The sequence below is a fragment of the Promicromonospora sp. MEB111 genome (assembly GCF_030209445.1).
In the GTDB taxonomy this organism is placed as follows: domain Bacteria; phylum Actinomycetota; class Actinomycetes; order Actinomycetales; family Cellulomonadaceae; genus Promicromonospora.
In genome coordinates this window covers 1-20794 of sequence record NZ_JARVSD010000016.1, presented here as the reverse complement: position 1 = coordinate 20794, position 20794 = coordinate 1, and the positions used below count along the sequence as shown (strand labels likewise).

Annotated in this window: 15 protein-coding genes; 11 read left to right on the top strand and 4 right to left on the bottom strand. The window is 74.5% G+C overall.

Annotated elements, in window-relative coordinates:
• The first annotated feature begins 45 nt into the window (after positions 1-45).
• Complete coding sequence (locus QRN56_RS19310; RefSeq protein ID WP_285105950.1) at positions 46-804, top strand: DeoR/GlpR family DNA-binding transcription regulator; 759 nt, start codon at positions 46-48, stop codon at positions 802-804.
• Positions 805-852: 48 nt separating this feature from the next.
• Here QRN56_RS19310 and QRN56_RS19305 read toward each other — a convergent pair whose 3' ends face one another.
• Positions 853-1896, bottom strand: a complete 1044-nt coding sequence (locus QRN56_RS19305) for a zinc-binding dehydrogenase (protein ID WP_285105948.1) — start codon at positions 1894-1896, stop codon at positions 853-855.
• A gap of 130 nt (positions 1897-2026) precedes the next feature.
• Between QRN56_RS19305 and QRN56_RS19300 the strand changes: the two genes are divergently transcribed.
• Positions 2027-2902 (top strand): helix-turn-helix transcriptional regulator, encoded by an 876-nt coding sequence (locus tag QRN56_RS19300; RefSeq protein ID WP_285105947.1) that lies wholly within the window; start codon positions 2027-2029, stop codon positions 2900-2902.
• Between the two features lie 30 nt (positions 2903-2932).
• Here QRN56_RS19300 and QRN56_RS19295 read toward each other — a convergent pair whose 3' ends face one another.
• On the bottom strand, positions 2933-3658 hold the full coding sequence (locus QRN56_RS19295; RefSeq protein WP_285105946.1) for an SDR family NAD(P)-dependent oxidoreductase: 726 nt from the start codon (positions 3656-3658) through the stop codon (positions 2933-2935).
• A 60-nt stretch (positions 3659-3718) separates the two neighbouring features.
• Here QRN56_RS19295 and QRN56_RS19290 point away from each other — a divergent pair, with 60 nt between their 5' ends.
• The 8 genes from QRN56_RS19290 to QRN56_RS19255 all read left to right on the top strand — a co-directional run bounded on the left by QRN56_RS19290 (position 3719) and on the right by QRN56_RS19255 (position 17746).
• Entirely contained in the window at positions 3719-4582 is an 864-nt protein-coding gene (locus tag QRN56_RS19290; RefSeq protein WP_285105944.1) for a universal stress protein, read from the top strand.
• Between the two features lie 139 nt (positions 4583-4721).
• Positions 4722-6320 (top strand): pyridoxal phosphate-dependent decarboxylase family protein, encoded by a 1599-nt coding sequence (locus QRN56_RS19285; RefSeq protein WP_285105942.1) that lies wholly within the window; start codon positions 4722-4724, stop codon positions 6318-6320.
• Entirely contained in the window at positions 6317-7789 is a 1473-nt protein-coding gene (locus tag QRN56_RS19280) for a lysine N(6)-hydroxylase/L-ornithine N(5)-oxygenase family protein (protein WP_285105941.1), read from the top strand. The genes QRN56_RS19285 and QRN56_RS19280 overlap by 4 nt, the downstream gene beginning before the upstream one ends.
• Positions 7786-10314 carry a GNAT family N-acetyltransferase gene (locus QRN56_RS19275; RefSeq protein ID WP_285105939.1) on the top strand — a complete coding sequence of 843 codons (2529 nt, stop codon included), beginning with the start codon at positions 7786-7788 and terminating at the stop codon, positions 10312-10314. The genes QRN56_RS19280 and QRN56_RS19275 overlap by 4 nt, the downstream gene beginning before the upstream one ends.
• Positions 10315-10350: 36 nt before the next feature.
• Positions 10351-13008, top strand: a complete 2658-nt coding sequence (locus QRN56_RS19270) for a GNAT family N-acetyltransferase (RefSeq protein WP_285105938.1) — start codon at positions 10351-10353, stop codon at positions 13006-13008.
• Between the two features lie 56 nt (positions 13009-13064).
• On the top strand, positions 13065-13868 hold the full coding sequence (gene ddaH / locus QRN56_RS19265) for a dimethylargininase (RefSeq protein ID WP_285105936.1): 804 nt from the start codon (positions 13065-13067) through the stop codon (positions 13866-13868).
• Positions 13869-13964: 96 nt separating this feature from the next.
• A complete protein-coding gene (locus QRN56_RS19260) occupies positions 13965-15890 on the top strand; it encodes an ABC transporter ATP-binding protein (protein ID WP_285105934.1) in 1926 nt (641 codons plus the stop codon).
• Positions 15887-17746, top strand: a complete 1860-nt coding sequence (locus tag QRN56_RS19255; protein WP_285105932.1) for an ABC transporter ATP-binding protein — start codon at positions 15887-15889, stop codon at positions 17744-17746. Before QRN56_RS19260 ends, QRN56_RS19255 begins: the two co-directional genes overlap by 4 nt.
• Before the next feature lie 10 nt (positions 17747-17756).
• On the opposite strand, the gene pdxR is transcribed toward QRN56_RS19255, so the two are convergent.
• Positions 17757-19085 carry a MocR-like pyridoxine biosynthesis transcription factor PdxR gene (pdxR, locus tag QRN56_RS19250; RefSeq protein WP_285105930.1) on the bottom strand — a complete coding sequence of 443 codons (1329 nt, stop codon included), beginning with the start codon at positions 19083-19085 and terminating at the stop codon, positions 17757-17759.
• A gap of 322 nt (positions 19086-19407) precedes the next feature.
• Here pdxR and QRN56_RS19245 point away from each other — a divergent pair, with 322 nt between their 5' ends.
• The gene (locus tag QRN56_RS19245; protein WP_285105928.1) at positions 19408-20082 is read left to right on the top strand and encodes a pyridoxamine 5'-phosphate oxidase family protein; all 675 of its coding nucleotides are present in this window, start codon (positions 19408-19410) and stop codon (positions 20080-20082) included.
• Between the two features lie 26 nt (positions 20083-20108).
• Here QRN56_RS19245 and QRN56_RS19240 read toward each other — a convergent pair.
• Positions 20109-20794, bottom strand: a 686-nt coding sequence (locus QRN56_RS19240; RefSeq protein ID WP_285105926.1) for an HNH endonuclease, incomplete at its 5' end; no start/stop codon positions are given.

The window sequence follows — 20794 nt, the reverse complement described above, 5'->3', positions numbered from 1 at the left end:
TGCTACCGTACATGCAGAAACGTGCAACAACGGGAGAGAATGCGGATGCTGGCTGCCGAACGTCGAGATCACCTGCTCGGACTGCTGGCCCGCGACGGCAAGGTGGTGGCCAAGGACGTGGCCGCCGACCTGGGGATCTCCGAGGACAGCGTGCGACGCGACCTGCGGGACCTGGCCGCCGAGGGCCTCGTCCAGCGTGTCTACGGCGGCGCGCTCCCGGTCTCGCCGGCAGTCGTCGACTACGCGACCCGGCAGTCCGTCGCTCCCGACGGCAAGCGTGCGGTCGCCTCGGTCGCCGCCGGCCTGGTGCGTCCGGGCGGGGCGGTGATCCTCGACGGCGGCACCACGGCGCTCGCCGTCGCCAGGGCGCTCCCGCCGGACCTGGGATGCACCGTGATCACGCACAGCCCGACCATCGCGGTGGCCCTGCTCGACCACCCGGGCGCGGAGATCTTCCTGCTCGGCGGCCGGGTCTTCAAGCACTCGGCGGTCGCCTACGGCGCGGCCGCCGTCGAGGCGGCGCAGAACGTCTCCGCGGACCTCTGCCTGCTCGGCGTCACGGGGGTGCATCCCGAGGCGGGCCTGACCACGGGGGACGCGGAGGAGGCGGCGATGAAGCGTGCTCTGTCGGCGCGGGCCGCGGAGACCTACGTCCTCGCCTCGTCGGAGAAGATCGGGACGGCCTCGCGGTTCCGGGTGCTGCCCTGGGAGCGGGTCACCGGGGTGATCACCGACGCCGACCCGCACGACGCGGTCGTCCGGCAGGTCCAGGAGCTGGGCGTGGAGGTCCTGACCGCCGGTTGAGACCTCGGGCGACCGCGCCGACGGGAGGTCGGCGCGGTCGCCTCTGCGTCAGACGGTGACGAGCACCTTGAGCGCCTCGCGCGCGTCCATCGCCGCGTACCCCGCGGGCACCTCGTCGATCGAGAGGGTGCGGTCGAACACCCTGCCTGGCTCGATGGTGCCGTCGAGGACGAGCGGGACGGCCTGCTCGATGTAGGCGCGGACCGGGGCGGGCCCGCCGGTCAGCGTGATGTTCTTGCCGAACAGCGAGCCGAAGCCGACCGGCGCGTCCTCGTACTGCGGCACGCCGACGCGGGAGATGACGCCGCCGGCCCGCACGACCCCCACGGACTGCGTGTAGGCGGGCATGTGGCCCACGGCCTCCAGCACGACGTGGGAGCCCTCGCCGCCGGTCAGGTCGACGACCTGCTGGATGCCCTCCTCGCCGCGCTCGGCGACGACGTCGGTCGCGCCCCACTCCCGGCCCAGGTCGGTACGCGCCTGGTGGCGGCCCATGAGGATGATGCGCTCGGCGCCGAGCTGCTTCGCGGCGAGCACCGCGGAGAGGCCCACGGCGCCGTCCCCGATCACGGTGACCGTCTGGCCCGGCCGGACGCGTGCCATGAACGCGGCGTGGTAGCCGGTGAGGTAGACGTCCGAGAGCGTCAGCAGCGAGGGCAGGACCGCCTCGTCCTTCTCGGTCACGCCGGGCACGGGCACGAGGCTGCCGTCGGCGAGCGGGATGCGGGCGAGCTCGGCCTGCAGGCCGGGGGTCTGCGGGGTCGCGTAGAAGCCGCCGTGCGGGCAGGCGGTCTGGAAGCCGTCCCGGCAGATCGGGCAGGTGTTGTCCGCGAACGCGAACGGCGCGATCACGAGGTCGCCCGGGCGGACGGCGGTGACGGCGGAGCCGACCTCCTCGACGACGGCGAGCAGCTCGTGCCCCATGGTCTGGCCGTGCTCGGTGCCCGGCATCGAGTGGTAGGGGTGCAGGTCGGAGCCGCAGATGCAGGTGCGCACGGTGCGCACGACGGCGTCGGTGGGCAGCCGGACGGTCGGGTCGGCGACGGCTTCGACGCGGACGTCGCCCGCGCCGTACATGACGGTGGCCTTCATGGTGTGTGGTCCCTCGGTCGGTGCGGTGTCCTGTTCAGTCTTGGCGGTGGTGCGGGGGAGAGGGAGTCCCTGGCGTGGGGTGTACCGACAGGGCACCCCGCGCCCCGGGCGTCCGACCTAGCCTGGAGGCATGGACAACCGAGCAGAGGTCCGTGAGTTCCTCATGACCCGTCGCGCCCGGCTCACGCCCCAGGAGGCGGGGCTGCCCGCGGGCACGCACCGCCGGGTGGCGGGCCTGCGCCGCGGCGAGGTCGCCGGGCTCGCCGGCGTCAGCGTCGAGTACTACGCGAAGCTGGAGCGCGGCGCGCTGGGCGGCGCGTCGGCGGCGGTCCTGGACTCCTTGTCCCGCGCCCTGCGCCTCGACGACGCCGAGCACGCCCACCTGCTCGACCTCGCCCGCGCGGCCGACGGCATCCCGTCCTCGGGGCGCGGCCGCCGTCGGGCCTCCCGCCCCGGAGCGCCCCGGACGAGCCTGCAGTGGACGCTCGACTCCATCACGGACTCCGTCGCGGTCGTCCGCGACCAGCGGCAGGACCTCGTCGCGGTCAACGCCCTCGGGCGCGCCTTCTACTCGCCCCTGATCGGGGACGGCGGCCGGACGCCGAACTTCGCGCGCTTCCAGTTCCTGGACCCCACGTCCCGCGAGTTCTACCCGGACTGGGACCTCTTCGCCGGGATGTGCGTGGCGATCATCCGCGCCGAGGCCGGCCGCGACCCGCACGACAAGGGCATCCAGGACCTCGTCGGCGAGCTCTCGACGCGCAGCGAGACGTTCCGCACGCTGTGGGCCGAGCACGACGTGCGCACGCACGGCGCCGGCACCAAGCGGTTCCGGCACCCCGTCGTCGGCGACCTGACCCTGGTCTACGAGGAGCTCGCCCTCACGGCCGAGCCGGGCCAGGTGATGCTCGTCTACAGCGCCGAGCCCGGATCGCCGTCGGCCGAGGGCCTGCGTCTGCTCGCGTCCTGGTCCGCCGCGGAGCCGCGGCCGACGGCGGCGTCGTAGCCCGGCTGTCCCGCCGCCCCGCGGGTCGGCTCAGAGCGGGGTGCCGGTCTCCTGCGCCAGCGCCGCCAGGAGCCGGTCCTGGAACGCCACGTCGAGGGCCGCGCCGTGCGGCTGCTGCCGTTCCTGGTGGTACCAGTAGCCGCCGGTCGTCAGCGCCTCCGGGTCGTCGCTGGTGACGAGCCACTCCTGGGTGCGGTGCCCCAGCTCGAGGTCGTCCGGGGCGCCGGCCCCGCCCATCCGGGTGGGCACCCACCCGGGGTCGACGGCGTTGCTCAGCACCCCGGGGCGCAGGCGCGCGACGGCGGCCGCGAGGGCCGTGACGAAGAGCTTGCTGTCGCCGTACGAGCCCGGCGCCCGCCCCTGCCAGTCGACGCCGTCGAGCACCGGGCGGCCGCTGTAGTGCGAGCCGCTGCTCAGGTAGACCAGGCGGCGAGGCCGGGGCAGCAGGGCCGTGAGCAGGTACGGGGCGACGACGTTGACCGGCATGACGGCCCGTCCGCTCCACACGCCGGCGTTGTGGATCACCGCGTCCAGCGGGGCGTCGTCGGCCAGCGCACCGGCGAGGCCGCGGACGTCGTCGCGCTCGGCGAGGTCGCCGACCACCAGCCGGGCGCCGCGGTCGACCAGCGGCCGCAGGGTCTCGGCGCGGCCGGGGTTCCGGGCGTGCACGACCACGTCGTGGCCCTGGGCCAGGAGAGCGTCGGCCGCGAGGCGGCCCAGGCCGTCGGCGGAACCCGTCACGAGAATGCGGCTCATAGGTAGATCATCCATCGCCTCGGTCCGGCCGGTCCCGTGATCCGGTGTCACGATGGGCTGGTGAGCGATACGCGAGACCTACCGGTCCTGGTGGGTGTGGACGGCTCGGACTCGGCGACACGGGCCGTGCGGTGGGCGGCGCGCGAGGCCGCCCGGCGTGGTGCGCCGCTGGTCCTCGTCAGCGTGTGGACGCCGGTGCCCCCGGGCGTCCCGCACGCCGCGACGCTCGGGCCGTACGAGGACGGGCTGATCGAGCAGGGACGCCAGTGGCTCGCCGACGCCGCCGCGGCGGCCGCGCAGGAGGCGCCCGACGTCCCGGCCGGCACGAGGCTGGCCAGCGGGTCGGTGGCAGGCCAGCTCGTGGGCAGGTCGGCGGCTGCGGGCCTGGTGGTGCTCGGCTCGCGCGGGCTCGGCGGGTTCACCGGGCTGCTGGTGGGCTCGATCGCGGTGGCCGTGGCCACGCACGGGCACTGCCCGGTCGTGGTGGTGCGCGGCACACCCGCCCAGGAGGGCCCGGTGGTGGTCGGCGTCGACGGTTCGCCCACGAGCCAGGCGGCGATCCGCTTCGCCTTCGACGCAGCCGCCCTCCGCGACGCGCCCCTCGTCGCGGTGCACGCGTGGCGGGACGCGTCGGCCGCGGCCAGGCACGGGGTGCAGGACCAGCGCGTGCAGGAGCACGGCGCCGAGGCCCTGGAGCGCTGGCTGGCCGACGCCAGGGCGGACCACCCGGAGGTGCGCGTCGAGCGGGTCGTGGCCCCGGACGGCCCGACCGCATCCCTCCTCGACCGGGCCGAGGGCGCCCGGCTCGTGGTGGTGGGCTCCCGCGGGCGCGGGGGCTTTCGCGGCCTGCTGCTGGGATCCACCAGCCAGGCCCTGATCTACCACGCGCCCTGCCCGGTGGCGGTCGTGCCGCCGGCAGAGTGACGGGCGCCACGTCCCGGGTTGCGGCCATGGCTTGACGCGGGTGTCCGAAGGATTAAGTTAGGTCAGGCAAACCTAAGTCGCACCACCACGCCGTCCGGTCCGGGCGGCGTTCCTTTCGCCTGCACGAGGAGCCTTCCGCATGCCCTCACACCTGCCCGCAGTGACGCAGCCAGTGCCCACCGCACCCTCGGGTTCGAGCCACGACACGACCGCGCTGTTGCGCGGGGCCACCGCGAGCACCTATGCGGACACCGTCCGCGCGGTCGCCGACGACATCGCAGCACGGCTCACCTCCGTCACCCAGCCGTTCTCGGGCGCCAGCCGCTCCGAGCTGCAGGGTCTCGTGGACGCCGTCGACCTGGACGGCCCGCCGTCGGGCACGCGGGCGGCGCTGCGCGAGGCCGCGGACCTGTACGCGAAGCATGCGATCTGGTTCCACGAACCCACCTACGCCGCGCACCTGAACTGCCCGGTCGCGCTGCCCGCCGTGGGCGCGGAGACGATGCTCGCCGCGATCAACACCTCGGTCGACACCTACGACCAGTCCACGGTCGCCACGCTCATGGAGCGGCGCCTGGTCGAGTGGACGGCGGGCCGGATCGGCTTCCCGGTCGACGGCGAGATCGGCGGCGACGGCGCGGAGGTGCACCAGGGCGCCGACGGCATCTTCACCTCGGGCGGCACCCAGTCCAACTTCCAGGCGCTGTTCCTGGCCCGGGAGCGCGCCCGCCGCGACGGCGTCCGCCTGGAGTCCATGCGGATCCTCGCCACGGCGGCGAGCCACTTCAGCGTCGCCAAGTCCGCCCTGCTGCTGGGCCTGCCGCACGACGCCGTGGTCGAGGTGGGCACCGACGCCGACGGCCGGATGAGCCTGGACGCCCTCGGCCAGACCCTCGTCGACATCGAGCGCACGGGCGACACGGTGGTCGCCGTCGTCGCGACCGCCGGTACCACCGACCGCGGCCGTATCGACCCCCTGGTCCCCATCGCCGACCTGTGCGACGCCGTCGGTACCTGGCTGCACGTCGACGCCGCCTACGGCTGCGGCCTGCTGGTCAGCCCGACGCGCCGGCACCTGCTCGACGGCATCGAGCGGGCCCGCAGCGTCACCGTCGACTTCCACAAGTCGTTCTTCCAGCCCGTCTCGTCCAGCGCGCTCATCGTGCGCGAGCGGCCCGACCTCGCCCCCGTGGCGTGGCACGCCGACTACCTCAACCCCCAGGAGAACGCGGAGCCGAACCAGGTCGACAAGTCCCTGCAGACCACGCGCCGCTTCGACGCCCTCAAGCTCTGGGTCACGCTGCGCGCGCTCGGGGCGGACGGCGTCGGCGCGATGGTGGACGCCGTCTGCGACCTCGCCGCCGCCGTGCACCAGGACCTCGCCGACGACACCGACTTCCGCCTCGTGGGGACCACCGACCTGTCCACGGTCCTGTTCCGCTACGAGCCCGACGGTCTCGACCCCGAGCGCGCCGACGCGCTCGTGCCCCAGGTGCGGCGCGTCCTGTTCGACTCGGGCCGCACCCTGGTCGCGAAGACCGTCATCGACGGCCGCCCCTGCCTCAAGCTCACCCTGCTCAACCCCGACGCAACGCTCGCCGACATCCGCGGTGTGCTGGAGCTGGTCCGCTCCGCCGCCCACGGGCTGCTCGCGGGCGAGGCGCTCGCGGACACGGAGGAGCCGCCGTGCCGGGACGTGCACCCGCGGCTGGCGCGCGGCGAGGGGGAGACGCGATGAGCACCGACCAGACGGGTACCCGACAGATGAAGGTCCACGACCTGCTCGGCATCGGCATCGGCCCGTTCGACCTGGGCCTCGCGGCGCTCGCCCAGCCCCTGGACGACGTCGACGCCGTCTTCCTGGACCAGCGCGACGGCTTCTCCTGGCACGCGGGCATGCTCATCGAGGGCACCACGCTGCAGGTCCCGTTCCTGGCCGACCTGGTGACGATGGCCGACCCGACGTCGCCCTACTCGTTCCTGGCATGGCTCAAGACGACGGGGCGGCTGTACCCGTTCTACATCCGCGAGTCGTTCTACCCGCTGCGCGCCGAGTACGACCAGTACTGCCGCTGGGTGGCCGAGCAGCTCCCGACGCTGCGCTGGGGGCGGCGAGTCACCGCCGTCGTCCGGGTGGCGGACCCGGCGCCGTCGTCCGGCGAGGGCGGCTACCTGTTCGAGGTGACCGCCGAGACCGCCCACGGCGTCGAGAAATACTGTGCCAAGCACCTCGTGCTGGGCACCGGCACCCAGCCGCGGCTGCCCGCCTTCCTTGCTGCCCTGGAGGACGGTCCCGGCGGCGCGGCCGGCCCCGTGGTGCACACCAGCGACTACCTGCCGCGCCGCGCGGAGCTCGCCGCGGCCGGCTCGGTCACGGTGGTCGGCAGCGGACAGTCCGCGGCGGAGGTGTACCGCGACCTGCTGGAGGGCTGCGGCACCGGGCCGGGGGAGCACCGGGTGGACTGGGTGACCCGCTCGCCGCGGTTCTTCCCCATGGAGTACACGAAGCTGACGCTCGAGATGACGTCGCCCGAGTACACCGACCACTACGTGTCGCTCCCGATCGAGCAGCGCGACGTGCTGGGGCGCGAGCAGCGCAACCTCTACAAGGGCATCAGCGGGGACCTGATCGACGACATCTACGACACCCTGTACCGCAAGTCGGCCCTGGGCGCGGAGGTGCCGACCACGCTGCTGTCCGACACGGAGGTGGTCGCGGCGCGGTTCGACCCTGCTGGCTCGGACCCTGCTGGCTCGGACCCTGACGGTGCGGACGGGGCGGGCGAGTACGTGCTGACCCTGCGCCACGCCCAGCTCGGCACGACGGCGGAGCACCGCACCCGCGCGATCGTCGCCGCCACGGGCTATGCCGCCTCCGTACCCGCGTTCCTGGCCCCCGGCCTGGTCAACCTCGACGCGCGCGGCCGTTACGCAGTGCGCCGCGACTACACCGTGGACGACGACGGGCGGATCCACGTGGTCAACGGCGAGGAGCACACCCATGGTGTGACGGCGCCCGACCTCGGGTTCGGCGCCTGGCGCAACTCCGTGATCCTCGCGAACGTCACGGGCCGCGAGCCGTACCCGATCGAGCGCCGCATCGCCTTCCAGCAGTTCGGCCTGCCCGACGGCGGGGACGGGCCGGGACGGGGCAGCACGCAACCGGCCGAGCACCTGACCGACAACGAGATGGAGGCCGCCCGGTGAGCGCCCCGACGACGGTCCACACGTTCGCGACCCCGACCCGCCTCGGCGGGGTGACGCTCGAACCCGTCGACCCGGTGCGCGACGCCGAGCTGGTGCAGCGCTGGCTGGCGCACCCGGCGTCGTCGTTCTGGCAGATGAGCGAGCTGCACGTCGACGACGTGCGCGAGTACCTGGCCGGCATCCAGGGCCGGCCCGGCGAGGACGCCTGGCTCGGCCGCCTCGACGGTGAGCCGGTGTTCCTCACCGAGACGTACGACCCGCGCGTGCTGCTCGACGGCGTCCACGACACCCAGCCGGGCGACCTCGGCATGCACCTGCTGGTCGCCCCGCCCGCGACCCCGCGGCACGGGCTGACCGACGCCGTGATGACGGCGGTCATGCGGTTCTGCCTGTCGGCTACGGGCGCGGGGGCAGGAGCCGGCCGGGGCGCCGTCCGTGTCGTCGTCGAGCCCGACGTCGGCAACCGGAAGATCGCCGCCAAGAACGCCGCCGCCGGGTTCCGTGTGCTGCGCGAGGTGGACCTCGGCCGCGGCGCGCACGCCAAGCGCGCCGCCCTGAGCGTCGCGACCCGCGCCGACTTCGCGGCGTCCGCCCTCGGGGACGGGTTCGCGCCCGGCGGCGACCCCGCGACCCACCGGCCCGACCCGATGATCGCCACACACCTGAGCGCACCGCTCATGGAGCACGCCCACCGGCACCTGGCGGCCAAGGCCCTGGCGGAGCTCGCCCACGAGCGGCTCTTCGCGCCGGAGCCCGACGACGCCCCGGACGACAGCACGGACGGGAACAGCGCCGACGGGAACAGCGCCGACGGCGCCTACCGCCTCGATCTCGACGGCGTCACCTACCGGTTCACCGCCCGCCGCTACGCCCTGGAGCACTGGGTCATCGACCCGGCGTCCATCCGCCGCACGGCCGACGCCGGGGTGCGCGGCGCCGTCGTCCTGCCCGTGGACGCGCTGGAGCTGATCGCGGAGCTGCAGCCGCTGCTCCAGGTGCCCGACGCCCTGCTCGCGACCTACCTCGAGGAGCTGTCCGCCACCCTGGCCAGCGCGGCCGCGAAGCGGGAGCGCGAGCTCGACGGCACCACGCCCTCGGTGCGCGGGCTGCTGGACGCGGCCCGGACGGCGTCCGGCGCGCACGCCACCGCCGAGGCGTTCCAGCAGGTCGAGGCCGCGATGTCCGAGGGGCACCCCAGCTTCGTCGCGAACAACGGCCGCATCGGCTTCTCCCTGCGGGACTACCGCGCCTACGCGCCCGAGCGCGGGGAGCGGCTGCGCATGCTGTGGCTCGCCGCGCGCCGGGAGCACACCCACCTCGCGCTCGCGGCCGACCAGACCGAGGCGGGCCACTACGGCAGCCCCGGCACCCCGGGCGAGCTGTCCGACGCCGAGCGCGCCGCCTTCGCCGACCGCCTCGCCGCCCGTGGCCTCGACCCCGCCGACTACCTCTACCTGCCCGTGCACCCCTGGCAGTGGGAGCACCGCGTGGCCGTCACCTTCGCGGCGGACGTCGCGCGCGGCGACCTGGTGCCGCTCGGCCCCGGCTCGGACGAGTACCAGGCCCAGCAGTCGATCCGCACCATGTTCAACCGCACCCGCCCGCAGCGGCACTACGTCAAGGTGGCGCTCGCGATCCAGAACATGGGGTTCCTGCGCGGCCTGTCCCCGGCCTACATGCGCGCCACCCCGGCGATCAACGACTGGGTCGCGGACCTGGTGGGCGGCGACGAGACCCTGCGCCGCGCCGGGTTCGGCGTCCTGCGCGAGCTGGCCTCCGTCGGGTACACGGGCGACGTCTACCACCGCACGCCCCAGCCCAACCCGCACCGCAAGATGCTCGCCGCCCTGTGGCGCGAGTCGCCCGTGCCGCGGCTGGCGGACGGCGAGCGCCTGGTGACCATGGCGAGCCTGCTGCACCGCGACGCGAGCGGGGCGTCGTTCGCCACGGGCCTGGTCCGCGAGTCCGGCGTCGCGCCCGAGCAGTGGCTGCGCGCCTACCTCGACGCCTACGTCTACCCGCTGGTGCACTGCCTGCTGAGCTACGAGCTCGCGTTCATGCCGCACGGCGAGAACCTCATCCTGGTGCTGCGCGACGGCGTGGTGCAGCGCGCCATCATGAAGGACATCGGCGAGGAGGTCGCCCTGCTGGGCCAGAGCCCCCTGCCGGACGGCGTCGAGCGCATCCGGGCCGCCGTGGACGACGACGAGAAGGCGCTCGCGATCTTCACCGACGTGTTCGACGGCGTGCTGCGGCACCTGGCGGGCATCCTCGCCGAGGACGGCGTGCTGGGCGAGGACCGGTTCTGGGCCCTGGTGGCCGAGACGATCGACCGGCACGCGGCCGAGCACCCCGACGTGCGGGCCAGGACGGGGATCGACCTGCGGGCCGCGCGGTTCGCGCACTCGTGCCTCAACCGGCTGCAGCTGCGCAACACCCTGCAGATGGTGGACCTGACCAACCAGTCCGAGTCGCTGATCTACGCGGGAACGCTCGCGAACCCCGTGCGGCGCCCAGAGAGATGACCCCAGAGAGATGAACCCGGAGAGATGATAGGGAACGTGGACTTCGACCTGTTTCGTGACGACCTCGGCATCCCGCACGTGCGGGCCGCGACCGAGACGGCCCTGGCCTACGGCCAGGGCTGGGTGACCGCCCAGGACCGCGGGCTGCAGGTCGAGGCGGACCGGATGCGGGCCGAGGAACGGTACGGCGAGCTCGCCGGCGCGGCGGGGGAGGCGTGGGACCGGTTCGCCGCGCGGGAGCGGCTGGCCGCCACGGCCCGCACGATCCACGACGCCCTGGCCCGGCCCGAGCGCGAGTGGCTGGCCGCGTACGCGGACGGCGTCAGCGCCGGGCTGCTGGCGGGCGGCCGCGACGTGCCGGAGCTGGCGGGGGTGCCGTTCCGGCCGTGGGCGCCGTGGACCCCGATCGGCGTCTTCCTGGCGAGCCACGTCCTGTTCAACGGGTTCCCGAGCATCCTGTGGCGGGCGCACGTGGCCCGGCACCTGCACGTCCCGGGCGTGCCGCTGGACCGGGTCCTGGGCCTGTTCGTGGCCGACGGCGGCTCCGGGTCCAACGCGTGGGCGGTGCACGGCCGGTTCACCGAGTCGGGCAGCCCGCTGGTCGCGGGCGACCCGCACCGCACGCTGGAGCTGCCCGGCCCGTACCAGCAGGTGCGGCTCGCGTGCACCGACCCGGCCGCGCCCTACGACGTCGTCGGCTTCGCCTTCCCGGGCGTGCCCGGGGTGCCGCACTTCGGGCACGCGTCGGGACCGTCGTCAGCCGTGGCCTGGGGCATCACCAACGCCGCGGCGCACCACGTCGAGGTCGTCTCGGACGGCGCGGACAGCGGCCGCCCCGAGGGCTGGCGCCTGCACTGGCCGGCCCGCGAGCTGTCCGACGTCGGCGTGGCGGCGTGGCGCGCGCTGCTGCACGCCCGCACCGCGCGCGACGTCGCCGAGGCCTTCGGCGGGTGGGTCGACCCCGTCAACCGGGTGCTCACGGCCGACAGCACCGGCGAGGTGCTGAGCCTGACGGCGGGCAAGGTCCCGGACGTGCCGGCCGGCGCGCCGGAGCGCGCGCTGCCGACCGCCAAGCCGGCCGACGGCTACGTGGACCTCCCGGCGCCGGCGCGGGTGACCGAGGTCGCGGTCGACGCCAACGAGCGGCCGGTCACCCAGCGGCCCGCCGGTCAGGACGGTCGCCCGGGATCCGGCCCGCGCGACCTGCGTCCGGGCCGGGAGGCGCACGACCTCGGCTGGTCCTACGCGCCGCACCGCGCGGAGCGCATCCGGCAGCTCCTCGCCGCGGCCACCGCACCGGAGTCGCCCACCACGCAGGCCCGGATCCACGGCGACACCCGCGACCTCGGCGCGCCCGGCCTGGTCGCGCACCTGGCGGACGACGCCTCCGCGGCCGCCGTCCGCCTGCGCGCCTGGGTGGCCGACGGCGCCCACGTGGACGCCGTCTCCACCGACGCCGCCCTCTACATGCGCTGGCGCGACGCCCTGGCCCACCGGCTCGCCGGCCACCCCGTCTTCGCGCCGCTGCACGAGCCGCACGGGCAGGACCCCGCGCTGACACCGGTGCTCGGCGGCGTCTTCGACGTCCCGACGGCGGTCGGAGCCGGGCTGTCGCGGATCCTCGCGGCCGACTGGCTCGTCGTCGCGGGTCCGGACGGGCGGCGCCTGCGCATCGATGCCGCGGCGGAGGCGAGCGCGGCGCTGGCCGAGGTCGTGCAGGCGACCGCCGTGCAGGCCGCCGTCGGCCCGGCCGAACCCGCCTGGGGCGACCTGCACGTGCCCGCGCCGCTGCTCCCGGTGCCGGACCTTGTCGCGCCCGCGGTGCCCGGCCGCCCGCTCGACGTGACGCCCGCCCCGGTCTCGGGCAACAACGAGACCGTGCGCTGCACGGGCGGCTCGCCCGGGGTCGCGCCCACCGCGTACCGCGCGTCGGTGGCGCGGTACGTCTGGGACCTGTCCGACCGCGCGAACAGCCGGTGGGGCGTGCCGTTCGGCGCCGACGGCCGCCCGGGCAGCCCGCACTTCGACGACCAGCACGCCACCTGGGCCGACGCCCGCACCTCCGCCGTCGTCACCGACTGGGACCAGCTGCGCCCGGCGGACACCAGCCTGCGGCTGCTGAACGGCGCCCGCGGCGCCGAGGTGTGGCGCCGCGACTTCGGCGAGGACGGTCTCGTCACCGTGCACGTGCTGGACCCGGAGGCCGACGCCGACCTGCTGCACGGGTGGTTCACCCGGCCGCGGGCGGCGTTCTGGGGGATGGGGGAGCACACGCGCGACGAGGTGCGCGACACGTACGCGTTCGTGGACTCCCTGGAGACCCACCACGCCTACCTCGTGCGGTGGGACGACGAGCCCGTGGTGCTCGTGCAGGCCTACCACCCGGAGCACGACCCGATCGGCACCGCCTACGACGTGCGGGAGGGCGACCTCGGGCTGCACTTCTTCCTGGGCAGCCGCGGCCCGGCGGCCCGGCACGGGGCGCCCGCGGACCCCTGGTCGGTGCTCGGGCCCGCGATGCGTGGGTTCCTCTTCGCCGGGGCGGGCACCCGCCGCCTGGTGGGGGAGCCGGACGCGCACAACGACAAGGCCCTGCGCCGCATGCTGGTGATGGGGTTCACCGCGGGCGAGGTGGTCTCGTTCGAGTCGCCGCAGGGGCCGAAGACGGCGCGGATGGCCTACCTGGGGAGATAACGCCGGGAACCGGGACCGCCGGACCGATGCCGTTCCTGACGCGGTAGCGTCGCGGGATGGTCACCGCACAGCCCGCCGCCCGGCCGGCCCCGGAGGAACTGCCCCGCACCCTGCTCGTCCGCCCGCCGTCGCCTGCCCTGGCCGACGGCGAGCTGACGCACCTCGAACGCGTTCCCGTCGACGCGGACCTGGCCGCGCGGCAGTGGGCGCGGTACGCGGACGTGTTCCGCGACCTGGGGTGGGCGGTGCGCGAGCTCCCCGCCGCCGACGAGCACCCCGACGGGGTGTTCGTCGAGGACACCGTGGTGGTGTTCGACGACCTGATGGTCCTGACCCGGCCCGGCGCCCTGTCCCGGCGGGGCGAGATCGAGTCGATGCGGCCCGTGGCCGAGGCGACGGGCCGCGAGGTCGCCGAGATCACCGAGCCCGGCACCCTGGAGGGCGGCGACATCCTCAAGGTCGGCCGCACCGTCTACGTGGGGCGGACGGCGCGGACGAACGCCGAGGGCGCGGCGCAGCTGCGCGCGCTGCTCGAACCCCGCGGCTGGCGCGTCGTCGAGGTGCCCGTGACCCGGGCGCTGCACCTCAAGTCCGCCGTGACCGCCCTGCCGGACGGCACGGTGATCGGTCATGTGCCGCTGGTCGACGACCCGAGCCGGTTCGAGTCGTTCCTGGCCGTCCCGGAGGCGGAGGGCACCGCCGTCGTCGTGCTGGACGAGACCACCGTGCTGCTGTCGGAGTCCGCACCGGCCACCGCCGAGCTCCTGCGGGGGCGGGGGCTCACGGTGCTCACCACGCCCGTCACCGAGTTCGAGAAGCTCGAGGGCTGCGTCACGTGCCTCTCGGTGCGGGTGCGCTGACGCCGCTTCCCGGCCCGCACTCCTGTGGTGCAGGTCACAACACAAGAAGGTGCTTACCGAAACTAACAACTTGCGCCCGGCGGGATAATGGCTGTGATGCCTCCCACAGACGAACGCTCGAATCGATCCGATCCTTCTTCTGATCCCAGCAGCCCGCCCGGCGACGAGCGCAGCACCTTCGCCTCGATCCGCCGGCTCTACCCCTACGTCCGCCCCGCCCTGCCACGCCTGGTGGGCGGTCTGGTCGCGTCGCTCGGCGCCAGCCTCATGGCGCTCGCCATCCCGCGCGTGCTGCAGTGGGTCACCGACGGCCCGCTCACGGCCGGCGCCCGCGAGCACGACTGGACGGGCCTCGCCTGGTCCGTCGTGCTCGTCGCCCTGCTCGGCGCGGGCGAGGCCGGCCTGATCCTCCTGCGCCGCACGCTCGTCATGTTCCCCGGCACGCGGGTCGAGGCCGTGATGCGCATGGCCCTGTTCAAGCACCTGCAGGACCTCCCGGTCGCGTTCCACGACCGCTGGCCCGGCGGGCAGCTGCTCAGCCGCATCATGGGCGACCTCGGCCTGCTGCGCCGCTGGCTCGTCTTCGGCATCCTGCAGCTCGTGGTCAGCTTCGTGACCATCGTGGTCGGCGTCGGCCTGCTCGTGGCCACCGGCGGCTGGCTGGGCATCATCTTCCTGTGCGGCGCGATCCCGGTGACGATCCTGGCGTTCCGGTTCTCCCGCAAGTACCGGAAGATCTCGCGGCTCTCGCAGGACCAGTCGGGCGACCTCGCCACCACCGTCGAGGAGTCCGTGCACGGCATCCGCGTGCTCAAGGCGTTCGGCCGCGGCCCGGACGCCCTGGACTCGTTCACCGACCAGGCGTCCGAGCTGCGGGAGACCGAGATCCGCAAGGCCACCACCGACGCCGGACTGACCACCGCGCTGCGCGTGATCCCCGAGGTCACGCAGGCGGTCGCGCTCGTGGTCGGCGTCTACCTGGTGGCCCAGGGCGACATGACGCTCGGTGCGCTGGTCGCGTTCTTCACCACCACCGCGGTCATCAACGGCCCGGTCGTCGACCTCGGCATGACGCTGTCGATGACGCTCAACGCACGGACCGCCGTCGACCGGTTCTTCGAGGTGATCGAGACCGTCAACCCGCTCACGGACCCGACGCGGCCCGCTGAGCCGGCACCTGCCCAGGGCGGTGGGGGCGGTCACGTCGCCTTCCGCAACGTCACCTTCCGGTACGACGACGCCGAGCGCCCCGTGCTCGACCAGGTCGACCTGGAGCTGCCGCCCGGCACCACCACCGCTCTGGTCGGCCTCACCGGCTCCGGCAAGTCCACCCTGGCGATGCTCGCGCCCCGGCTCTTCGACGTGACGGCGGGCGTGGTCGAGGTGGACGGCGTCGACGTGCGCGACATGACCCGCGCCCAGGTGCGCGAGCGCGTCGCCGTCGCCTTCGAGGACCCGACCCTGTTCTCCGCCTCGGTCCGGGACAACGTGCTGCTCGGCGTGTCCGACGACCTGCCGGAGGCGGAGCGCGAGGCGCTCATGACGCAGGCGCTCGACGTCGCCCAGGCCCAGTTCGTGCTGGACCTGCCCGACGGCGTCGGCACCCGCATCGGCGAGGAGGGCATGTCCCTGTCCGGCGGTCAGCGCCAGCGCCTCGCCCTGGCCCGCGCCATCGCCGCACGGCCGCGTGTGCTCGTGCTCGACGACCCGCTGTCCGCCCTGGACGTCACCACCGAGGAGGCCGTCACCGCCCGCCTGCGGGACGTGCTGCGGGACACGACCAGCCTGATCATCGCGCACCGCCCCTCGACGGTGGCCCTGGCCGACCGGGTGGCCGTGCTGCAGGGCGGGCGCATCACCGCCGTCGGCACCCACCACGACCTGCTGGCCGGCGACCCGCACTACCGGTACATCATCTCGAGCCTCGAGGAGGACTACGAGGCGCACGAGCCGGAGGGCACCGAGCCCCGGAGAACCGAGTCGAGGAACGCCGAGCCCACGAGCCAGGAGGCGCTGTCATGACCGCGACCACGGAGACCACCCCGGAAGCAGGGGGCCGCCGTCGTCCCACCGACGCCGCCGCGGACGACGAGACCCGCCTCGGCAAGGAGGCGTCCCAGGCCGTCCGGCGCCGCTCCATGCAGCTGCTCGGCGACCTGCTGCGCTCCCACCAGCGGGCGCTGGCCTGGGCCGCCGTGCTCGTGGTCGCGTCCACGCTCGGTCAGGTCGCCGGGCCGTGGCTCGTCGCCGTGGCCATCGACAGGGCGGTGCCCACCCTGCAGGACGGCTCGGTCACGCCCCTGGTGCTCACCGGCGCCGGGTACCTCGTCGCCGCCGTGCTGGGCGGCGTGGCCGCCGGAGCCTACGTGCGGGCCGCGGCCCGCATCGCGCAGGCCGTGCTGCTCGACCTGCGCCGCCGCGTGTTCCGCCAGACCCAGCGGCTCTCGCTCGAGTTCCACGAGTCCTACACCTCGGGCCGGATCATCTCCCGGCAGACCTCCGACCTGGAGGCACTGCGCGAGCTGCTCGACGGCGGTCTGACCGGCGTCGTCTCCTCGCTGCTGCTCATGGTGTTCACCTTCGTGAGCCTGCTGCTCATCGACTGGCGGTCCGGCCTCGTGCTCGCCGTCGCGTTCGTCCCGGCCTGGCTGCTCACCCGCTGGTTCCAGCGCATGTCCCAGCGCTACTACCGGGAGCAGCGGACGGCGTCCGCCCGGCTCATCGTCAAGTTCGTCGAGACCATGACCGGCATGCGCGCCGTGCAGGCGTTCCGCCGCGAGCCCACCACCGAGGCGGACTACGGCAAGCTCGGCGAGGACTACCGCGACGCCAACCTGCAGATCTTCGGCGTCAACGGCCGGTTCCAGCCGGGCCTGATCCTCATCGGCAACATGACGGTCGTGGCGGCGCTCGCCGTCGGCGGCTGGCGTGTGCTGGACGGGGCGATGGAGGTGGGCGTGCTCGCGGCCGTGCTGCTGTACTGCAAGCGGTTCTTCCAGCCGGTGCAGCAGCTCGGCATGTTCTACAACTCCTTCCAGTCCGCCACGGCGGCGCTGGAGAAGGTGTCGGGCCTGCTCGCCGAGGAGCCCACCGTCGTCGAGCCCGCCCACCCGACGCCGCTGGCGGCCGCCGGCGAGCGGGCCCGCGGCGAGCTGCGGCTGGACCACGTGCGGTTCCAGTACGGCGACGGCCCCGTGGTGCTGCCGGACCTGGACCTCACGATCCCGGCCGGTCAGACCGTGGCCGTGGTGGGTACCACCGGCGCCGGGAAGTCGACGGTGGCGAAGCTGGTGACGCGGTTCTACGACGCGTCCACCGGCGCGGTGCGGCTGGACGGCATCGACGTGCGCGACCTGTCCTCGACCGACCTGCGGCGCGCCGTCGTCATGGTCACCCAGGAGGCGTACCTCTTCAGCGGGTCCGTGCGCGAGAACATCGCGCTGGGCCGGCCCGGGGCGAGCCAGGCCGAGATCGAGGCCGCGGCCCGTGCGGTGGGCGCGCACGAGTTCGTGCTCGAGATGCCCGACGGGTACGACACCGACGTGAACAAGCGCGGCGGCCGCGTGTCGGCCGGGCAGCGGCAGCTCCTGTCGTTCGCCCGGGCGTTCCTCGCGGACCCGGCGGTGCTGGTGCTCGACGAGGCGACGTCCTCGCTCGACATGCCGGGCGAGCGGCTCGTGCAGCGAGGTCTGCAGACCCTGCTGGCCGACCGGACCGCGATCATCATCGCCCACCGGCTGTCCACCGTGGCGATCGCCGACCGGGTGCTCGTGATGGAGCACGGCCGGGTGGTCGAGGACGGCACGCCCGCCGAGCTGATCGCGGGCGACGGGCGGTACGCCCGGCTGCACGAGGCGTGGCAGGACTCGCTGGTCTGAGCGGCGATCGTCAGCGGCCGCGCAGGCCGCTGACGATCGCCTCCAGTGCCCGGTCGAGCTCGGCGTCGGTCACGCCGCCGAAGCCGAGCACGAGACCGGTCGGGCCGGCGGTCCGGCAGTACAGCTCCAGCAGCCGCACCTCGAACCCCGCGGCGCGGGCCGACGCCCGCGCCGCGGCGGCCGCCTCCGGGCTGGTCAGCCAGGTCGAGTACATCCCGGCCAGCGGCCCGGCGAGCTCGGCGTACGGCTCCAGGGCGGCGGCGACCCGGGGCGCCCGGTCGGCGTAGACGCGGCGCGCGGTGCGCACCACCTTGTCGACCCAGCCGTCGCGCAGCAGGGTCAGCAGGGCGCGCTGGCTGGGCCATGGCGGGGTGTCGTGGGTGATCGCGCGGTGGTCCAGCAGGCGCTCGTGGACCTCGGGCGGCGCGACGAGCCACCCCAGCCGCAGGCCGGGGCTGACCGACTTGGACGCCGTCCCGACGTAGGCCACGCACGACCGGTCGAGTGCGGCCAGGGCGGGCACGGGGGCGACGTCGTACCGGAACTCGGAGTCGTAGTCGTCCTCGACCACGACGGCGCCCGCGGCGCGGGCGGCCGCGAGCAGTGCGAGCCGGTCCGCGGCGGGCATGACCCGGCCCAGCGGGTGCTGGTGCGCGGGCGTGACATAGGCGGCGGCGCACCCGGCCAGGTCGGTGACGGGCGCGAGCGCCGGATGGTCGACGACGTCCCGGCCCGACGTCCGGATCGTCTCCACGGCGGCCCGGTAGCCGGGGTCCTCGACCAGGACGTCGCCGGGCCCGAGCGCCCCCAGGAGCTGGCGCAGGGCGTCCGTGGAGCCGCTGGTCAGCAGGATCTCATCGGGTCCCACGATCAGGCCGCGGGTGCGCGCGAGGCGCTCGGCGAGGGCCTCGCGCAGCTCCGGGAGCCCGGCCGGGTCGGGGTAGCCCCGCGGCGGCGTCGTCGCGGAGACCTCCCGCCAGGCGCGACGCCAGCCCGCGAGCTGGCGCGGGTCGATCCAGGGCGTGCCCGCGTCCAGGTGCGTGTACTCGGTGGCTCGCGTGGCGGGTCGGTTCGGCTGCGGCGGGGCGGGGAGCGTCTCGCCGGACGCCACGAACGTGCCGGCGCCGCGGCGGGTGGAGACCCACGCCTCGGCCAGGAGCTGGTCGTACGCCTGCTCGACGACGGCGCGCGCCACCCCCAGGTCGGCCGCGAGGGCGCGGCTGGAGGGCAGCCGGTCGCCGGTGCCGAGCGTTCCGTCGGTCACGAGGGCACGGACGGCAGCGGCGAGCTGGGCGGGGAGCGGCTCGGCGCGGGTGCGGTCGAGTCGGACGGGGAGCATGGTGCGGCTTTCGGGTCGGGGTGGCGTGGTGTGGTCTCGGGTGGTGCGGGTGGTGCGGGTGGTGCGGGGCGTTCGGGTCGTTCGGGGCGGTGCGGGAGCCCGGTGGCCCGTGTCCCTGGGGCGAGTGGCTTGTTCAACTGGCGGCAAAATGGCCCGTGTCGGTAAGCCACTTCGGGGTCAGGCTAACCGTATGACGACACAGCAGCTCACGCCGGGACCGGCCGCACCAGGTCGCCCCGAACCCGCCCCGTCCACGTCTGGCTCGTCCACATCCGATATTGCCGTGCCTGGCTCGTCCACGTCTGGCCCGTCCTCAGCCTCGTTGTCGCCCACGGACCGGACGACGCCGACCCGCGGCCGCAACCGCCAGGTCGACGAGCGGGACCGGCTCATGGCCTTGCTCGCCGACGCGCTGATCGCACACCTGGGGGTCGTGGCCGGGGCGCACCCGGTGGTCCTGCCCACCGCCTTCGGCGTCGACCCCGCCGGGCCCGACGACGGCGGGACCCTGTACCTGCACGGCTCCGTCGCGGCCGGCTGGCTCGCACCGGCACTCGAGCGGGAAGTGTGCGTGACGGTGACCGAGCTCGACGGCCTGGTCCTGGCACGCACGGGCTTCCACCACTCGATGAACTACCGGTCGGCGGTGGTGATCGGGCGGCCTCGGCAGGTGACCGACGCGGGGGAGCGCCGCCGGGCGCTCGACCTGATCGTGGACCACATGGTGCCTGGGCGTGCCGCGACGCTGCGGCCCCCGACGCGCAAGGAGCTCGCGGCGACCGTGGTGATCGCGCTGCCGCTTGCCGAGGCCTCGATGAAGCAGCGCGCGGGCGGGGCCACGCTCGAACCTGGCGACCTCGAGCTCGACGGCTGGGCCGGGCTCGTGCCGGTGCGCCGGGTCGCCTCGGCGCCCCTCACCGAGGACTACGTCGCCGACCCGGTGCCCGAGCTCGTGCTGCGCCGCGCCGCAGAGCTGGGTGGTGACGGGCGCGTCTGACGGGTCGGTGGGTGCGGCCCGAACGATCAGAAGGGTGGCTCCTCAGGAAGAAGCCGGCGCGGTTCACCGGTAGCGGGTGTCTCATGAGGTCCGGCGCCGGGCGGGGTGCTGGCGGCGAGATCGTCGGTCGAGCTGCCCGGGCCTCGCTGTCCGAGGCGGTGTCGGATGTCGTCGGCGAGGCTGGTGATGCCGGTGCCGGTGCCGGTGCCGGCGTGGTCGGTGCTGGTGGGCCCTGCCTGGGTGGGTGGTCGGGTGTGGGTGTGGCCGGTGGGTGCGGTCCAGGTGGTGTTCCCGGTGTCGGGGTGGCGGGTGACGTTCCAGCCGCCGTGTGTCTTGGCGAGGTGGTGCGCGCGGCACAACGGTTGGAGGTTGGTGGCGCGGGTCTGTCCGGGCACGCCCGGTGGTTGTGTGGTGGGGTCGAGCGTGTGGTCGTAGGGGTGGATGTGGTCGAGGTCTGCCCATTGGGCGGGTCGGTCGCACTGGGGGAAGCAGCAGGTCTGGTCGCGTTGGGTGACGGCTTGGCGCAGGATCTTGCCGGGTTGGTAGGTGGTGGTGGAGTAGTCGGTCAGGATCCCGGTGACGGGGTCGGTCAGGAGGCGTTGCCAGGTGGCGTCGGTCGCGATGTGGGCGGCGGTCTCGGCGGGGATGGGGCCGTATCCGTGCAGGTGGCCGGGGGTGTTGTCCAGGCCGAGGAGCATGGTGGCCGGGACGG